Origin of the sequence: Arthrobacter sp. 9E16 (assembly GCF_002929435.1) — a bacterium.
Taxonomy (GTDB): domain Bacteria; phylum Actinomycetota; class Actinomycetes; order Actinomycetales; family Micrococcaceae; genus Arthrobacter_B; species Arthrobacter_B sunyaminii.
The window spans coordinates 85,963-100,783 of record NZ_PJIU01000004.1; the positions used below are offsets into that span (position 1 = coordinate 85,963).

14 protein-coding genes are annotated in these 14,821 nt (G+C 64.6%); 6 read left to right on the forward strand and 8 right to left on the reverse strand.

From position 1 onward, the window contains the following. Positions 1-27: 27 nt before the first annotated feature. Positions 28-687, forward strand: a complete 660-nt coding sequence (locus CXR00_RS16140; RefSeq protein WP_104055752.1) for a YdeI family protein — start codon at positions 28-30, stop codon at positions 685-687. A 154-nt stretch (positions 688-841) separates the two neighbouring features. Next, entirely contained in the window at positions 842-1,714 is an 873-nt protein-coding gene (locus CXR00_RS16145; protein ID WP_104055754.1) for a class II glutamine amidotransferase, read from the forward strand. Positions 1,715-1,721: 7 nt separating this feature from the next. Here the strand turns inward: CXR00_RS16145 and CXR00_RS16150 are convergent, their stop codons facing one another. Beyond that, on the reverse strand, positions 1,722-2,846 hold the full coding sequence (locus CXR00_RS16150; protein WP_104055755.1) for a glycoside hydrolase family 76 protein: 1,125 nt from the start codon (positions 2,844-2,846) through the stop codon (positions 1,722-1,724). 155 nt (positions 2,847-3,001) lie between these two features. Here CXR00_RS16150 and CXR00_RS16155 point away from each other — a divergent pair, with 155 nt between their 5' ends. Both CXR00_RS16155 and CXR00_RS16160 read left to right on the forward strand, forming a co-directional pair. Continuing rightward, on the forward strand, positions 3,002-3,775 hold the full coding sequence (locus CXR00_RS16155) for a 3-hydroxyacyl-CoA dehydrogenase (protein WP_104055757.1): 774 nt from the start codon (positions 3,002-3,004) through the stop codon (positions 3,773-3,775). 5 nt (positions 3,776-3,780) lie between these two features. After that, positions 3,781-5,037 carry an acyl-CoA dehydrogenase family protein gene (locus tag CXR00_RS16160; RefSeq protein ID WP_104055948.1) on the forward strand — a complete coding sequence of 419 codons (1,257 nt, stop codon included), beginning with the start codon at positions 3,781-3,783 and terminating at the stop codon, positions 5,035-5,037. A gap of 163 nt (positions 5,038-5,200) precedes the next feature. On the opposite strand, the gene CXR00_RS16165 is transcribed toward CXR00_RS16160, so the two are convergent. The 4 genes from CXR00_RS16165 to CXR00_RS16180 are packed head-to-tail and all read right to left on the reverse strand — an operon-like array spanning position 5,201 to position 10,579. Next, positions 5,201-7,069, reverse strand: coding sequence for an IucA/IucC family siderophore biosynthesis protein (locus CXR00_RS16165; RefSeq protein WP_104055758.1), 1,869 nt, complete (start codon positions 7,067-7,069; stop codon positions 5,201-5,203). Continuing rightward, the gene (locus CXR00_RS16170) at positions 7,066-7,674 is read right to left on the reverse strand and encodes a GNAT family N-acetyltransferase (RefSeq protein ID WP_104055761.1); all 609 of its coding nucleotides are present in this window, start codon (positions 7,672-7,674) and stop codon (positions 7,066-7,068) included. Before CXR00_RS16170 ends, CXR00_RS16165 begins: the two co-directional genes overlap by 4 nt. Then, complete coding sequence (locus CXR00_RS16175; RefSeq protein WP_104055763.1) at positions 7,671-9,053, reverse strand: lysine N(6)-hydroxylase/L-ornithine N(5)-oxygenase family protein; 1,383 nt, start codon at positions 9,051-9,053, stop codon at positions 7,671-7,673. The genes CXR00_RS16170 and CXR00_RS16175 overlap by 4 nt, the downstream gene beginning before the upstream one ends. Next, on the reverse strand, positions 9,050-10,579 hold the full coding sequence (locus tag CXR00_RS16180; RefSeq protein WP_273545215.1) for an aspartate aminotransferase family protein: 1,530 nt from the start codon (positions 10,577-10,579) through the stop codon (positions 9,050-9,052). The genes CXR00_RS16175 and CXR00_RS16180 overlap by 4 nt, the downstream gene beginning before the upstream one ends. Before the next feature lie 277 nt (positions 10,580-10,856). Here CXR00_RS16180 and CXR00_RS16185 point away from each other — a divergent pair, with 277 nt between their 5' ends. Further along, a complete protein-coding gene (locus tag CXR00_RS16185; protein ID WP_104055765.1) occupies positions 10,857-11,330 on the forward strand; it encodes a hypothetical protein in 474 nt (157 codons plus the stop codon). A 117-nt stretch (positions 11,331-11,447) separates the two neighbouring features. Next, complete coding sequence (locus CXR00_RS16190; protein ID WP_104055767.1) at positions 11,448-11,753, forward strand: hypothetical protein; 306 nt, start codon at positions 11,448-11,450, stop codon at positions 11,751-11,753. Between the two features lie 15 nt (positions 11,754-11,768). Here CXR00_RS16190 and CXR00_RS16195 read toward each other — a convergent pair whose 3' ends face one another. The 3 genes from CXR00_RS16195 to CXR00_RS16205 form a co-directional block, all read right to left on the reverse strand. Further along, entirely contained in the window at positions 11,769-12,698 is a 930-nt protein-coding gene (locus CXR00_RS16195; RefSeq protein ID WP_104055769.1) for an NADP-dependent oxidoreductase, read from the reverse strand. A 73-nt stretch (positions 12,699-12,771) separates the two neighbouring features. Next, a complete protein-coding gene (locus tag CXR00_RS16200) occupies positions 12,772-13,791 on the reverse strand; it encodes a hypothetical protein (RefSeq protein ID WP_104055771.1) in 1,020 nt (339 codons plus the stop codon). 30 nt (positions 13,792-13,821) lie between these two features. Next, positions 13,822-14,736, reverse strand: a complete 915-nt coding sequence (locus CXR00_RS16205) for an RluA family pseudouridine synthase (RefSeq protein WP_104055773.1) — start codon at positions 14,734-14,736, stop codon at positions 13,822-13,824. Between the last annotated feature and the right edge of the window lie 85 nt (positions 14,737-14,821).

Here is a 14,821-nt window from a genome sequence, read left to right on the forward strand (position 1 = left end):
GGTGCGGGACCGGTTTACGCTCTGAGGATGACCAGCAGCGACCCGCGGCCGCCACCGCCAAAGCCGCCGCCAAAATCACGGCCGAAGCCGCCGCCGAAGCCGCCGCTGCCCGAGCTGCTCCTCCCGCACGCGGAGGCATGGCGCACGTGGCTGGCAGCTCATCATGCAAGCTCGCCCGGGGTGCAGTTGATTCTGGGGCGAAAGGGCGGGACCGTAACAAACCTGTCCTACGCCGGAGCACTGCAGGAAGCGTTGTGCTTTGGCTGGATTGACGGACAGGCCAACAAACGCGACGGCGAAAGCTACCTTCAACGGTTCACTCCGCGGGGCAAGCGCAGCATCTGGAGCCTGCGCAACGTGGGATACGTGGAACAGCTGGAAGCTGAAGGCAGGATGCAACCGTCCGGACGCGCCGCCGTCGAGCAGGCAAAAGCCGACGGCCGCTGGGACAAAGCCTATGCGGGGCCCGCTACAGCTGTGATGCCCGCGGACCTGGTGGCTGCGATTGCCGCGGTGCCCGAGGCGCAGGCAACGTATGACATCTTGAACTCCCAGAACCGGTATGCACTGTTTTTTCGGCTCAGCACGCTGAAGACTGCTGCCGCACGGGAACGCAGGATTGCTGCCGTCGTCCAAATGCTGGCAGACGGCGAGACTCCCTATCCGCAGCGGCGCATGCCGCCCTGAGCCTGCCGTGCCCGGGTCCCCATACCTCTGTGGTCCCCATGTGTCCGCGCACTCTTGTCTTTGGAAAATGCCCGCGGGACTCTTGAATGCAAGCACCACTGATCAAGCCCGCGGCAGTTGAGCCTTGCTGCGGCAAATCTGCGGAGGACCATCAATGTGTCGTCTCTTTGGCATGCACGCCGGTAAAACCCCCGTCAAAGCCACCTTCTGGCTCCTCACGGCGCCGGACAGCCTGTCCCGGCAGAGCCGGCGGGAAGCTGACGGATTCGGGATTGGAACCTTCGACGGTGAGGGGCGGCCGGTGGTGGATAAAGCTCCGATAGCAGCCTACGAGGACAAGGCCTTCGCCGCGGAAGCCCGGGATCTGTCCAGCACCACGTTCCTCGCCCATGTGCGGTATGCCAGCACCGGCGGCAACCTGTTGGTGAACACCCATCCCTTCGAGCAGGACAACCGCCTGCTCGCCCACAACGGTGTGGTGGAGGATCTGGACCGGCTCGAGGCGCGGCTGCGGCAGCTTGGCGTGATGGACCTGGTGAAGGGCGATACCGACAGCGAGCGGGTCTTCGCCCTGATCACGGCGGAGGCGCGCAGCAACGGGGGCGACGTCGAAGCGGCCATCGTCTCGGCGCTGGCGTGGGTGGCGGAAAACCTGCGGCTTTTTGCGGTGAACATCATCCTGACCACCGGGTCGGACGTGTGGGCGGTCCGGTATCCGGACACGCACCCCCTCTATGTCCTGGAGCTCGCCGGATCCGAGCCCCACGCGGGGATGCGCACACAGCGGATCAGCGTGCACAGCCAGGAGATGGCCGAAGGCCGGCGGCCTGCGGTGCTGCTGGCCACAGAGAAAATGGACGACAATCCCAAGTGGCGGCTGATGGACTCCGGCGAGGTCCTGCACATCGATCCGTCACTGAAGGTTCACAGCAGCAATCCGCTGCCGCCTGAACCCCGGTATCGGTTGACGCTGGCTGATCTGGATGTCACGGCTGCGGCGTCACAGCAGCCCCTGAAGGTTGGCTGAGCACGTCTCAGCCGTGGCCGCGCCGGACCCTTGCCGCCGCCTCCAAAATAATCCACGCTGACAGCTGGGTAGAGAGGCCGACGCCGGTTCCACCCGGATAATGCCGTTCGGCCGCCTCCAGCGGATGCGGAGAGAAGACCGTCCGCTGCCCCCGCTTTGTCCGTCCTGCCCAGAGCGCTTCAGCCGTGGCGCTGACCATCGCGGCGGCCTGTTCCCGGTGGCGTTCCGGCAGGGTCGGAGACACTGCGGCCAGGGCAAGATATCGGGCCAGGATGCCGGTGAATAAGCCGGCATCACCGGTGCCGTGGGTGACGAGTACCGCTGTGCCGGAGTGGGTGAGCACCCGGTGAACCGCATCGATGAGCTGGGCTGCCCGGGCCAGGTTTGCCGGACCGCCCAGTTCCAGCAGGGCGCCCAGGACCGGGCCCTGATTGTAGGAAAAGACAGCCCGTTCCACCACAGGATCCGCCGTGGTTCCTCCCGCCTTGATGCCGTCGAGGTACAGTCCCGTTTCGGCATCCAGGAGGCTGGAGTTGAGCCAGTCAATCAGGGCCTGGGAGCGCTCTCGTTCACCGCTGCGGGCAAAGTGCAGCGCGGCCGGCCCGGTGGCCGGTGTGTTCTTGAAGGTCCGGCGCCGGTTCCAGTACAGCCCGCCGCCAAACTCCATGGTGTGGGCCGAGCGCAGGGCCTCCGTCAGTGCAGCCAGCATCCGGGGATGGCGCCGTGCCGCGGGCAGGCGGGGAGCTCCGCCGTCGTCGGACCGCCGTACCGGCCGGGAGGGAAGGAGGGCATCGAAGCGGGCCACAGCCAGGGCCAGCCAGGCCATGTCGTCGAAATACCAGTTGGTGGCACGCAACCCGTTCCGCAGCCGAATGGTGCGGATGAGCTGGTGGGCCTGCCCGACGGCGTCGGGAGCTCCGCGCAGCGCTGCGTCAACCAGCGCATCCACGTAGTGGGCCTGCCACCAGTAATGCCACGGCCCGGGCAGCAGGCGGCGCGGGGCCGGGCTTTCGACGGCGGCCAGTCTGGTTCCCGGAAGCCCCAGCAGCGGGCGGGCGAAGGCGGCAGCAACAGACGCCGCCGCGTCATCGGCGCGGGCTTGGATCTCGTGCAGCGGTTGCTCGGACAGCATGCGAACCACCCTAGCCCCGTGAGGTCTGCTGTCACAGTTAAAGCGGCTGCGGCTGGCCGAGGAAATCAGCGCGAAGATGCGATGTGTGCCGGATCACAGTAGGCTCAAGTGGCGCCGCCGCAGGGGCAGGCGCAAACTTTGACGCAGGAGTACGGATGGACATTTCAGGGGCATCGGCAGTTGTTACCGGGGGCGCTTCCGGGCTGGGACGGGCTACGGCCCGGAGGTTGTACGACGCCGGAGCGTCAGTGATCCTGGTGGATCTGCCCTCCTCGGGCGGCCTGGCATACGCTGCTGAGCTGGGCGACAACGCCCACTTTGTTCCCGGTGATGTCACTGACCCCGAACAGATGGCAGCAGCGGTGGAAGCCGCTATGAACGCCGGACCGCTGCGTGTGGCTGTCAACTGTGCAGGCATCGCGACCCCCGGCAAGGTGCTGGGCCGCAACGGTGTACTGCCGCTGGAGGACTTTGCCCGCGTGATCCAGGTGAACCTCATCGGAACGTTCAACGTCAGCAGGCTCGCCGCTCAGGCCATGGCGGAGACTGAACCGGTGGAGACCGGCGGCACCTCCGAGCGCGGCGTCATCATCAACACCGCGTCCGTCGCAGCTTTCGACGGACAGATTGGCCAGCCGGCCTATTCCGCTTCCAAGGGCGGGGTTGCAGCCATGACGCTGCCGCTCGCCCGGGAGCTTGCCCGCCACTTGATCCGCGTGGTTACGATTGCTCCCGGGATCTTTGAGACCCCCATGATGGCGGGACTGCCGCAGGAAGCCCAGGACTCCCTGGCGCAGCAGGTGCCCCATCCGTCCCGTTTGGGCCGGCCGGACGAGTACGCCGCACTGGCTGCGCACATTATCGAAAACCAGATGCTCAACGGCGAAACCATCCGCCTGGACGGCGCCATTCGGATGGGACCGCGCTGATTTTGTTGGCTGCAGATGAAGGAAGACAGCCCGGTGCTGCGGGGCTCCCGGATGCCGATTTTTATGCGTTCGAAGACCTGCTGAGCCAGCGCGAACAGGAAAAACTTGCCGAGCTGCGCACCTTTTTGGCGGCCGAGGTGGCTCCGTATGCCGGGCAGTGGTGGCAGGACGCGTACTTCCCCGCCGAGCTGTTGCCCAAGCTGGCGGCGCTGGAACTGTCCACCCCGGTGCAGCAGGGCTACAGCCCGCTGTTTGCGGGGTTGGTCATTGCGGAAATGACCCGGACAGATACCTCGATCGCCACATTCTTCATGGTTCACCATGATTTGTTCGTCGAAGCCCTGCACGCCTTCGGGTCCGCAGAGCAAAAGGACCGGCTGCTGGCCGACGCGATGGCACTTCGCATCACCGGAGCCTTCGCCCTGACCGAACCGGAGCACGGCTCCGACGTTGCCGGCGGGATGGAAACCACGGCGGTCCGGGACGGGGATGCCTGGCTCCTCAACGGCAGCAAACGCTGGATCGGCAACGGAACTTTCTGTAACTACATGCTGTTGTGGGCACGGGAACCCGGAACCGGCAAGGTGCGGGGCTTCCTGCTGGATGCTTCGCTCCCGGGTGTCCACCGCACCCGGATCGAGAACAAGACGGCGCTGCGGACCGTGCAGAACGCGGACATTACCCTGACGAATGTCCGGGTCAGCGAAGATGACCGGCTTGCGGGAATCGATAGCTTTGAGGACATCAAACACCTCCTGCGCGGCTCGCGCATCATGGTGGGCTGGCAGGCGGTGGGGGCGCAGCTCGCAGCCGTAGACGTTTCCCGGGCGTATGCCGTGGAACGCCAACAGTTTGGCCGCCCGCTGGCCTCGTTCCAGCTGGTTACCGAACAACTGGTGCGCATGCTGGGAAACACCGTGGCCAGCACCGGGATGCTGGCCCGGGTGTCCGAGCTGGAACGGGGAGGTTATCCCTCGGAGGCGGGCAGGAGCGGTCCGGGAACCGGCGAGGGGGCAGCGGGGGTGCGCGGATCCGACGGCGGCATGGCGCAGGCCGCTTTGGCCAAGTCCTATGCCAGTGCCAAGATGCGCGAGACCGTGGCGCTGGGGCGCAGCATCCTGGGCGGCAACGGCATTGTGACCGACCACCGGATGGCAAAGATCTTCGCCGATGCCGAAGCCATCTATACCTACGAGGGAACCTACGAGATTAACTCCCTCATCGTGGGCCGGGACATTACAGGAATTTCGGCGCTGCGCTAGGCGGGCTGGCTCTTCCATGGGGCTGGCTCTGCCATGGGCCGGGCAGGGATCAGGCCGTCGACGAACCAGCCCGATCCGCCGGGGACGCGGCCTGCGCGGCAGCTGTCCCCGGCGGAGACCCCGCATCCCTGGCGGAGACCCGCATCCCCGGGAACCCCGGGCGTCAGCGGCGGAACAGGGCCAGCGGGTTGTCCAACCGGCCGGAGAACTGCAGCCCGCCGGAGGGGTCGCTGAGATCCAGCATCTGCTGGTTGTTGCGCAGCTGGAGCCGGTTCAGGCAAGAGAGCGGAAAGTCCTCGGCGAAGAGGTCATGGGCCGCAAACTGGTCCGCCAGCTCCGGATGCGCATCCTGGTACTCCAGCACCACGGCGGCCACGGTTGCCCAGAAGTCGGCCTCGGAGAGCCGGCCGTCCTCTTCCAACAGCGCAGCCAGGAACCGGAAGAAGCAGTCAAACACATCAGTGAAGATGGACAGGACCTTTTCATCCTGCGGGATCTGCACCCGCACCCGTGCGCACTCCTCGGGCAGTGGCACCCGGTCACCCATCACCACAATTTCCTCGGCGATGTCCTTCATGATCATTCGCTGAACTGCCCCGTCCTTCAGCACCATGATCAGGTTTTCGCCGTGCGGCATGTACGCCAGGTCGTAGGCATGGAAGCAGTGCAGAAGCGGCACAAGATATGCCCTGAGGTATTGCTCCAGCCATGCCGAAGCGCTGAGCCCGGACTGCTCAACCAGGGCAGAGACCAGGGGCCGTCCGGCGCCATCGGTATGCAGGAGGGACGCCATGGTGGCCAGCTGCTCGTCCGCACCGAGCCGGGGAAGGGGGCTTTCCCTCCACAGCGCCGAGAGCATTTTGCGGTACGGGGATCCCTTGGGTGCCCCAACCTCAAAATAGCGGTTGGTATAACCGATCGCTGCGCTCTCCCGCAGGATGCCAAACCCGGCTGCCTGCAGCGTGGCGTCACTGCGGATCAGGCCGTCCAACCAGTCGTTGATGGCGGGCGTGGCCAGCATGTATTCAGGGGAAAGTCCGCGCATGAAGCCCATGTTCACCACTGAAAGAGCAGTTTTTACATAACAGCGGTCAGTGTTCGCGCGGTTGAAGAACGTGCGGATGGACTGCTGCGCCTGATAGACGTCATTCCCGCTGCCCAGATGGATCAGATGCCCCTGAGCAATCTCGGCAGCAAAGGTGACAGTCAGCTTCTTGGCCCACTGCCAGGGGTGCACCGGCATATACAGGTACGCGGCGGGGTCGGCTCCCTGCTGCGCCAGCCGGGCATCAAAGCCGGCGACGACGGCGGCGCCCAGTTCGCTCGTCAAATGTTCCCGGTAGCCCAGGCCGGGCAGGGATGTGAACACGGCACGGTCGCGGCGGACGGCTATCCACTCCAGCTGCACGGGCGCACCAGCCTCCGGTGCGTAGGACAGATAGTCGTCCGAGCCGAAGCCCAGCCGTCCGTTGTTGGCTACGAAGCAGGGATGGCCCTCGGTCATTGACTGCTCCACGGTTTGGAAATCCGCAGCGGGATCCACCCCCGAGGTGACTCCTCTGGCGAGCAGTTCCGACGACGGTGCACCGGGGTGGTTCTTGAAGGCGTGCGATGCCAGGGTGCTGCTGATTTCTTCCAGATACACCGGGAGTATCTGCTCGTTGATTCCCAGAGTTGCGGAGAACTCCGTGATGAATACCAGTGCATCCAGCACGGTTTCACGGCCGAGGGCAACCCGGCGGATGCTCCCGGCCGGAATGGACCAATGGTCCAGGGCGAGTATCCGCGCGTCGAAACGGTACTCAGCACCGCCGTCGTCGGACAGCAGACGGTAGGTTCCGAAACCCGGCTCGCCGGCGGGTGCCCCGGAGGCGGGCGTACCGACCGGCTCCGGGCGCAGGATCCGCTCGTGGGAGAACTCGGACAGGGCCTTGCGGATGAGGTGCCGGTTGGCGGCTGCCCAGCGTTCCGGTGTTAGGTGTTCGGTGGCTGCGGACCGGGCGGTGCCGGTGCCGGAAAGGGTGGAAATCACAGGGGTGCTCCTGATGCTGTGGAGGGGAGAGGTAGGTTGTCTTGGCCGGCACGAAGGTCGGCGGGGGCCGCAGGGGGCACCGCGGCGTTCAGCGTGCGGAGGTAGTCCTCCCGGGTGCAGAAACTTAACAGGGCCTCCTTGTCCGGAAGCGAAATTCTGCGGGTAGGCACAAATCCCATCCGGGCGTTCAATGCTGCGATTTTCGCGTTGCGGACGTCGGGTTCCACGACAATTCGCTGCGTGCCCTCATCGGCGAAGAGGAACTCGAGGACGGAGCGGAACACCTCGGTGGTGAAACCGCTGCGCGGGTGTTCCGCCGGACCCACCAGAAGGTGCATTCCTGTGTCTGCGGGGTGTACCGGGTAGTGGGCGGCCAGCGGAGAATACGCCGGCTCATAGGACTCCATCAGGAACGCGGGCGCTCCGTCTTCCAGGCCCAGCCACGCGTGGTGGTGGGGATCCTCGCTGATCCGGGTGTACTCGGCCAGCACTGCCTCCTGCGTCGCGTCCAGCATGCCCCAAAACCGGGCGTAGTCCCGGCGCATCCAGTCATGCAGCAGGGGTGCATCGCGGGCGGGGTCCACGGGAACGATCCGGAAACTCATGCCGTGGCCTCCTTGGCGGCGAAGGCATGGCCGGAAACGCCCGAGGCTTCGGGGACCGGAGCCTCGGGGGTGCCGTGACGCGGAACGCCGAACTCCTGGAAAGCGATGCTGCGCTCCACGGGATAGTGCTCCCGGCCCAGCATCTGCGCAATGATCACTGAATTGCGGTAGGCGGCCATGCCCAGGTCCGGACTGACGAACCCGTGCGTGTGCAGCTCGGCATTTTGCACGAAGATCTCTCCGGGTACGGTGCTGATTCCGTAGTTTCGGTCAACATCAAACCGACCGGCGGCGTCCCGCCGGATACAGCCGCTGATGCCGGCCAGGAACTCCGGCTCCCGGTAGGTGTAGCCGGTGCCCAGCACGACGGCGTCGGTCTGTTGCAGGTGCTTCCGGTCCTGTTCTCCGTGGTGCAGCGTGAGGGTGTGGGTGTCAGTGTCCGGATGGTACTGAGCGTCGAGGAGTTCCATTCCGGTCAGTAACCGGGTCCGGGGTTCGCCGGTAAGGCTGAGGGTGTACAGGGCGTCATATATCTCGTTGATGAGCTCAGAGTCGATCCCCTTGTAGAGGTTCTTCTGGGTTGCCACAAGCCGGTCACGGGTGGCTTCCGGCAGGGCATGGAAGTAGTCCACATAGTCCGGAGACGTCATTTCCAGGGTCAGCTTGGTGTACTCCAGCGGAAAGAAGCGGCCTGAGCGGGTGACCCAGTTCAACTCGTAGCCGCGGGAGGGCATGTCCTGGAGCAGGTCCAAATAGATCTCCGCGGCGCTCTGGCCGCTGCCGACCACCGTGATGCTCGAGCGGGAGAGCAGTTCCGCTTTGCGGGCCACATAGTCGGCGTTGTGCAGCACTAGTCCACCTGCTCCGGTAATGCTGCGTGCCGCTTCGGGGACGTGCGGCTGCGTGCCGGTTCCCAGGATGAGGCGGCGTCCGCGGCGGACCCTGTGCCCCAGCGGGCCCACGGTGTGAACCGAGTAGGCGTCGTCGTCGTATTCCACATCGGTGACGCGCTCGCTGAAGTGCACGTTGGGCAGCGAGTCCGCCACCCACTGGCAGTAGGCGTTGAACTCAGCACGCAGCGGGTAGAAGTTTTCCCGGATGTAAAAGCGGTAGATGCGGCCGGTCTGTTTGAGGAAGTTGAGGAAGGAAAACGGTGATGTTGGATCCGCCAGCGTGACCAGATCCGCCATGAACGGCACCTGGAGGTGGGCGGTGCCCAGCATCATCCCCGGATGCCAGTCGAAGCCGGGGCGGGCGTCAACGAAAGTCAGATCCAGGTCAGCGATCGGATCAGAAAGCGCGGCCAGCCCAAGGTTGAAGGGTCCGACGCCGATGCCGACGGCGTCATGGATGTGCGGCATGTCCGCTGCGGGGCTCATGCCGGCACCCCCGCCGTGTCGGTCAGATAGTCTCTTCCCGCCCTGCGGATGAGGCCGAGGATTTCCCTGATGTCCTCCAGTGTGGTCTCGGCATTGAGCAGCGTGAACTTGAGGTAGTGCCGGCCCGCCAGCTTGGTTCCGGCCACCACGGCCTCCCCTGATGCGAAGAGCGTCTTCCGGATGTGCCGGTTGACGGCATCAGCCCTTGCATCGTCCGTTCCTGCCGGGAGATAGCGGAACACCAGGGTGCTGAGCTGTGCAGGCGCTGCCAGGTCAAAATCCGGGTCGGCGGAAAGAATGCCGGAAGTATCCGCTGCAAGGTCAACGGCCTTGTCCAGGAGCAGGCCGATGCCGTCGGCACCCATCAGCCGAAGGGTGAGCCACAGCTTCAGCGCATCAAAGCGCCGTGTGGTTTGCAGGCTTTTATCGACCTGGTTGGGAGTCATTTCCCGGGCAGCGCTTTCCGGATTGAGATAGTCAGCGTAGTAGGTCACGTGGCCGAGCATTGCCGCATCCCGGACCAGCAGGGCGCTGGAGGAGACGGGCTGAAAGAAGGTTTTGTGATAGTCAACGGTGACTGAATCGGCGGCGCCGATGCCGTCCAGCAGGTGACGGTGGCGAAGCGATGTGATGAGCCCGCCGCCGTAGGCGGCGTCCACGTGAAGCCAGGAGTCGTAGTCGCGGGCAAGTGCTGAGACGGCCGGCAGCGGATCTATGCTGCCGAAGTCAGTGGTGCCGGCGGTGGCCACGATCGCCATGGGTGTTTCTCCGCGCGCAACGCTGTTGTCCAGGGCTGCCCGCAGTGCTTGTGGGTCCATCCGTTGGCGGGAGTCGCAGGCCACCGGCACCACGGCGTCGTATCCCAGCCCCAGCAGCGAGGCCGACTTGGCAATGCTGAAGTGGCTCGCCTCGGAGGTGAAAATGCGCAGGCCGTCCAGCAGTGCAGGCAACCGGCTGCCCTCGCGGCGCGGGTCCAGACGGAGCTTGGCCACCGCCTGGTTCCGCGCAATCAGCAGCCCCTGCAGGTTGGATGCGGTTCCTCCGCTGGTAAATACTCCGTCCGCGCGGCCGCCCAGCTCCAGCCGGTCCGCCGTCCAGCGAATGAGCCGCTGCTCGATCAGCGTTGCCCCGGCGCTCTGGTCCCACGTGTCCAGGGACGAATTCACCGCGGACAAAATTGCCTCACCAACCAGCGCAGGGATAACCACCGGGCAATTCAGGTGGGCTGCGTATTTGGTGTCGTGAAAATACACGGCGTCCTTCAAATACACGAGGGCCAGTTCTTCCAGTGCTGCCGCAGTGGACGGCAGCGGCGACTCCAGGTCGATTGCCTCGACGGCTGGTGCCAACTGGGCCGGGGTGGAGCCGGTGAAAGGCCGGGTGGTTCCGGCAACTGTCGCAGCCACCAGGTTCACTCCTTGGAGGACGTCTTCCGCGTAGCGATTGGTGGTCTGCGCGTTGAACAGCAGGCCGGCGCTGGCCCTTTCCTGTTCGAATCGGAACGCAGGGTCGGTGCGTTCTTCAATGTGGTGCAGCAAGCTCACTGCGACTCCCTCGATTGTTTCGAATTGGTAACTCAGGTAACCCTTACTTAGGATGACCTTTACGTCAAACAAATGTGACGTAATTGTTTCCGGCGCGTCATTCCGGGGGAGTTGCCGGCGTCCGTTCCTGCCGAGGAGGCAGAGTGCTGGCCGGGTGGTGCTGAAACGCAAGCATCAGTAGGCTTACTAATGAGGATCTGCCTGCGGTCCGGTTCAATCGGGCGCGGGCAGCGACAAAGCTGAAGGAGAGGCACGATTGATGGACGAGCAGAGCATTCCCGACCCCGAGCTGGGCGACGACCCCGTACTGGCCGATGACATTGCCGATGTTGTGACTCCGGATGAAGTTGCCGAAGTGCCGCTGACCGACATGGTCGACGCGGACGATCTGTCCGGCGCGGACGAGTTCGTGGACCCGGAAGCCCTGAGTTACCCCGGTGCGGCCGAAGACAACCCCGACCGGTGGCAGGAGGACCCGCTGCTGGCCGGTGAGCCCCTTGCCAACGAACCCGGATTGCTGTCTGACCAGACGCTGCGGGACGAAACCGCCGAAGAACGGTTCGAAGAAGGCGACTCCCAGATTCCGCCGGAGGTTCCAACCATCGGAGAAGCGGCAAGTGACGTGGACTTTGACGATCCCGTAGCCGCGGATGAGCAGGACGGCAGCGACGATCCGGCCCACCTCGGCGGAGATCCGCTGGCTGACTTCGACTCCGAGGAACGCGAACTCTAAGCTCCGTTAGGTCCGGGAGCGCCGAAAATCGGTGATGGCGTGAGCGCGCTCATCCGCATCCCTTTTCGGCGGTCCCGGCGGGCTGGGCCTGACAGAGCCACCGTCTAACCTGTTCTTATGCCTTCTTTCCGTGCCCAATTGAACATCACGGGACTCAAGCCCGGAACTCCGCCGGAAGCGGTAATGGAAACGGCAGTGGCGGCTTTGGCGGCCAGCCACCACGTCGAAGCGAATCAGCTCGACATCGTTTCAGGAATTCCACGCATCACTCTTCGCTTCATGGTTCCCGACAACGAATGGTCGCTGGAGAACTCCCAGGCCCTGCGCGCCGCAGCGAACATGCGCCACGCGGTGGAGACTGTTGCTGATGCGGAACGGCTGCGCGTCCTGAGGCGGCAGCGGGGCCGCTGGGTTCCGCTCTAAGCGGTTTTGCGGCGCTTAGAAGAGCAGCACCAATCGGCCTCGAACCCCGCCGGCCTCCAGCCTGCGGTGGGCTTCCGCGGCTTTTTCCGCCGGCAGGCGATCGGCAACCCGAAGAGTCAGCGTTCCATCCTCGGCGAGGCGGCGCAGGGCTTCGAGCTTCTGGCCGGAATGGTATTCCTCGCGGACCGCAATCGGATGAACAGTGATGCCCCGCCCCGGGTCTTCCTGCCACCACCGGTACGTGGCAAAACCTCCGTTGTCCTTGACCGCCGGTGCGGCTTTTTCGTTCATCACGGCCGCATCGGCGAGGGCGTCCACGCCCTCGGGGAAGAACTCCCGGATCCGCTCCGCAACGTCGTCGCCGCGCTCCACGATGTAGTCCGGTCCCAGCCCGGAGACCAATGAGCGGTCCTTTTCCGCGGCATCGGCTACAACCACCAACCCGGCATGTTTGGCCAGCTGCACCAAGTAGTTTCCCAGCGTTCCCGCTGCTCCGGTCACGGCAAGTGACTGGCCGGGCTGGAGGTCAAGCTTCTCCAGCGTCTGGACGGCGGTCAGGCCGTTCATGGGCAGAGTTGAGGCTTCGGCTAAGTCCATGCCCGCCGGGATATGGGCGAGGGAGTCCGCCGGAGCCACCAAGTATTCCTGATACGCTCCCCCATGCTCGCCGAGGGGCAGCGCAATGGCCATGACTTTGTCTCCTACCTGCCACCCGCCGGAACCGTCCGTCTCGTCAATGATCCCGGCGGCGTCCATGCCCGGCACCGCCGGGAGCTTGCCGTCTCCCTTGCTCTGTCCGCCTGCCCGCAGGACGGTGTCGGTCGGGCTGACAGCAGCAGCCTGGACCCTGATGCGCACCTCGCCCGGTCCTGCATGGGGATCGGCAACGTCCAGGACGGTCAGCGCTTCGGGTCCGCCGAACTTTTCCACTCCGATGATCTTCATACTCGGCGGCAACCACCGCAGCTGCCGCGGTATTCCACTAACGAATCCGAGGAAGTGACGCCGGACCGCGGAACTACAGGATGACTGGCCGGAGTGGTTCCGGATGAAGCCGCCCTTCTGCCTGCCGTTCGCTGCGACGCCGTTCATGATCGACCTGATGCCGGCGGGAGCCAGCCGAGACCAGGACCAGGAAAGCGGCCACGGCTGCTCCCACGCCAATACTCATGGAGTCCGGAGATCCCGTCAGCCGCTCAAAGGCGATACACGACAATCCCCAGACGATGGCGAGAGCCAGCGACAAATGGCCTCGATCGGTCATGCAAATCACGGTGATGCCCACCATGACCGTGATGAGGCTGACCAAGGCCCAAACGGTAGCGCCCCAGCCCGCGAGATCTGCTTCCGCTCGGGTCAGAGTGAAGGCAAGGGCCGCAACGAGGGAGAGAACGCCCGCGGCCAGCGATACCCTCAGGGGCGCGTCAGCCAGGATTCCTTCCACAACAGACGACGGCGGGTGGATGTTCATGCTGTGCACCGCCACCAGGCCCACTGCTATTTGCGCTGCGGCAACGGGCAGGAGGAGACCGGCGTTCACCTCGGAGACTGCCAGCAGCCAAGCGAAGGCCACGATCTGGGATGCCAGGATAAGCCAGCCGAAGCGTTCCTGCCGAGGATTCTCCCGCTGCCGGGGAAGCCACTGGTAGAGCGCATATCCCAGCCACGATGCTGTAACCGGCAACCACATCCACCACGCCTCGGCGGCCGGCGCGAGGTGCGACGCCGCGGAGCCAAGCACAGAGTCGGGACTGCGTTCAACCAGGGAGCCGTCGGACCGGACAAGGACGAGAGCGGTCGCTGCAGCGGCAGCTGCTGCCAGGGATACGGCAACCCGGCGAATGAGGCCAACGGGGAGCCTGTTTTCTGCTCCGAGCAGCCGGGATTCCGGCTCCATGCTGACACCGGACTTTGCCTCGCCGGGCGCAGGGCCAGCCAGTTCGAGGCGTTGGGCATCAGATAGGTTCGACGGCGGAATCATCAGGGTCCTTCCCCTGCCGGAGTATCCGAAGTTGGCCTCCCCGGACGTTTTTCCCACCCTATCCATTGACAAAGCAAAAAGGCTACGTTAAATCCGGCTGGCCTTGGGGGCGAATGCCAGAGAGAGACGGCTGCGGTACTGAACGGGCTGCCTCGTCAAAGGGTCAACAAATTCCACGGACCGGGCAAGCAACTGAAGGGGCCGGTCATAGTCATCCGGCGCCTGCGGCAGCAGCTCGGGGTAGAAGGAATCATTAAGGATCCCGATTCCCTGAGATGCCATATGCACCCGCAGCTGGTGTGTCTTGCCCGTGTGCGGCTGGAGGCGGTAGCGGCCAACGCCGTCGTGCGCCTCCAGGAGTTCGATGCGCGTTTCGGCATTGGGTTCCCCCTCCACTTCCTGCGCCAGCAGGTAGGTGCGCGACTTGATCATGCGGCTTCGCACAACTCGGGGCAGTTCGAGGTCGTCGCGGACCGGAGCGACGGCCTCATATTCTTTGCTGATCCGACGCTTTTCAAACAGGGTCTGATACTTTCCACGGGTTTCCGGATTGGTTGAAAACAGGAGCACCCCTGCAGTCATCCGGTCCAGGCGGTGCATGGGAATGAGGTCCGGAATGTCCAGCTGCACGCGAAGGCGAACCAGCGCAGACTCGGCCACGTACATGCCTCCGGGCGTGGTGGGCAGAAAATGGGGTTTGTCGACCACCAGCAGGTTCTCGTCCTGGTGCAGGACGTTGATTTCCACCGGGAGCCGTTGTTCGGGCGGCAGTTCCCGGTAATACCAAATGAAGGTGTGCTCGTGCAGTGGAGTCTCCTGGGTCAGCGGAATACCGCCCAAACCCACAACCTCGCCGCGGGCAAACCGGTCGGCAATGCCCTCCGGGTCGACATGGCCAAACCGGGACAAAACGTAGTCCATGGCCGTCTTCCAGGGACCGTCATCCGGCAGCCGCAGGCGGGTGGCATTCACGCCGTTGCGTACGGGAAGGGGAGATTGCATCACCCTTCCAGAGTACCGAGGCGTGGAATCGTTCCATGACGCGGGGCGCCGGGGGACCGGGACAGCAGCGGCGGCAAACGCAGCT

What these genes read in the sequence shown, in the direction of transcription:
- CXR00_RS16205 (WP_104055773.1), bottom strand. Translation starts at nt 14,736, where the DNA reads ATGCAATCTCCCCTTCCCGTACGCAACGGCGTGAATGCCACCCGCCTG.
- CXR00_RS16190 (WP_104055767.1), top strand. Translation starts at nt 11,448, where the DNA reads ATGCCTTCTTTCCGTGCCCAATTGAACATCACGGGACTCAAGCCCGGA.
- CXR00_RS16195 (WP_104055769.1), bottom strand. Translation starts at nt 12,698, where the DNA reads ATGAAGATCATCGGAGTGGAAAAGTTCGGCGGACCCGAAGCGCTGACC.
- CXR00_RS16150 (WP_104055755.1), bottom strand. Translation starts at nt 2,846, where the DNA reads ATGCTGTCCGAGCAACCGCTGCACGAGATCCAAGCCCGCGCCGATGAC.
- CXR00_RS16170 (WP_104055761.1), bottom strand. Translation starts at nt 7,674, where the DNA reads ATGAGTTTCCGGATCGTTCCCGTGGACCCCGCCCGCGATGCACCCCTG.
- CXR00_RS16175 (WP_104055763.1), bottom strand. Translation starts at nt 9,053, where the DNA reads ATGAGCCCCGCAGCGGACATGCCGCACATCCATGACGCCGTCGGCATC.
- CXR00_RS16140 (WP_104055752.1), top strand. Translation starts at nt 28, where the DNA reads ATGACCAGCAGCGACCCGCGGCCGCCACCGCCAAAGCCGCCGCCAAAA.
- CXR00_RS16145 (WP_104055754.1), top strand. Translation starts at nt 842, where the DNA reads ATGTGTCGTCTCTTTGGCATGCACGCCGGTAAAACCCCCGTCAAAGCC.
- CXR00_RS16185 (WP_104055765.1), top strand. Translation starts at nt 10,857, where the DNA reads ATGGACGAGCAGAGCATTCCCGACCCCGAGCTGGGCGACGACCCCGTA.
- CXR00_RS16155 (WP_104055757.1), top strand. Translation starts at nt 3,002, where the DNA reads ATGGACATTTCAGGGGCATCGGCAGTTGTTACCGGGGGCGCTTCCGGG.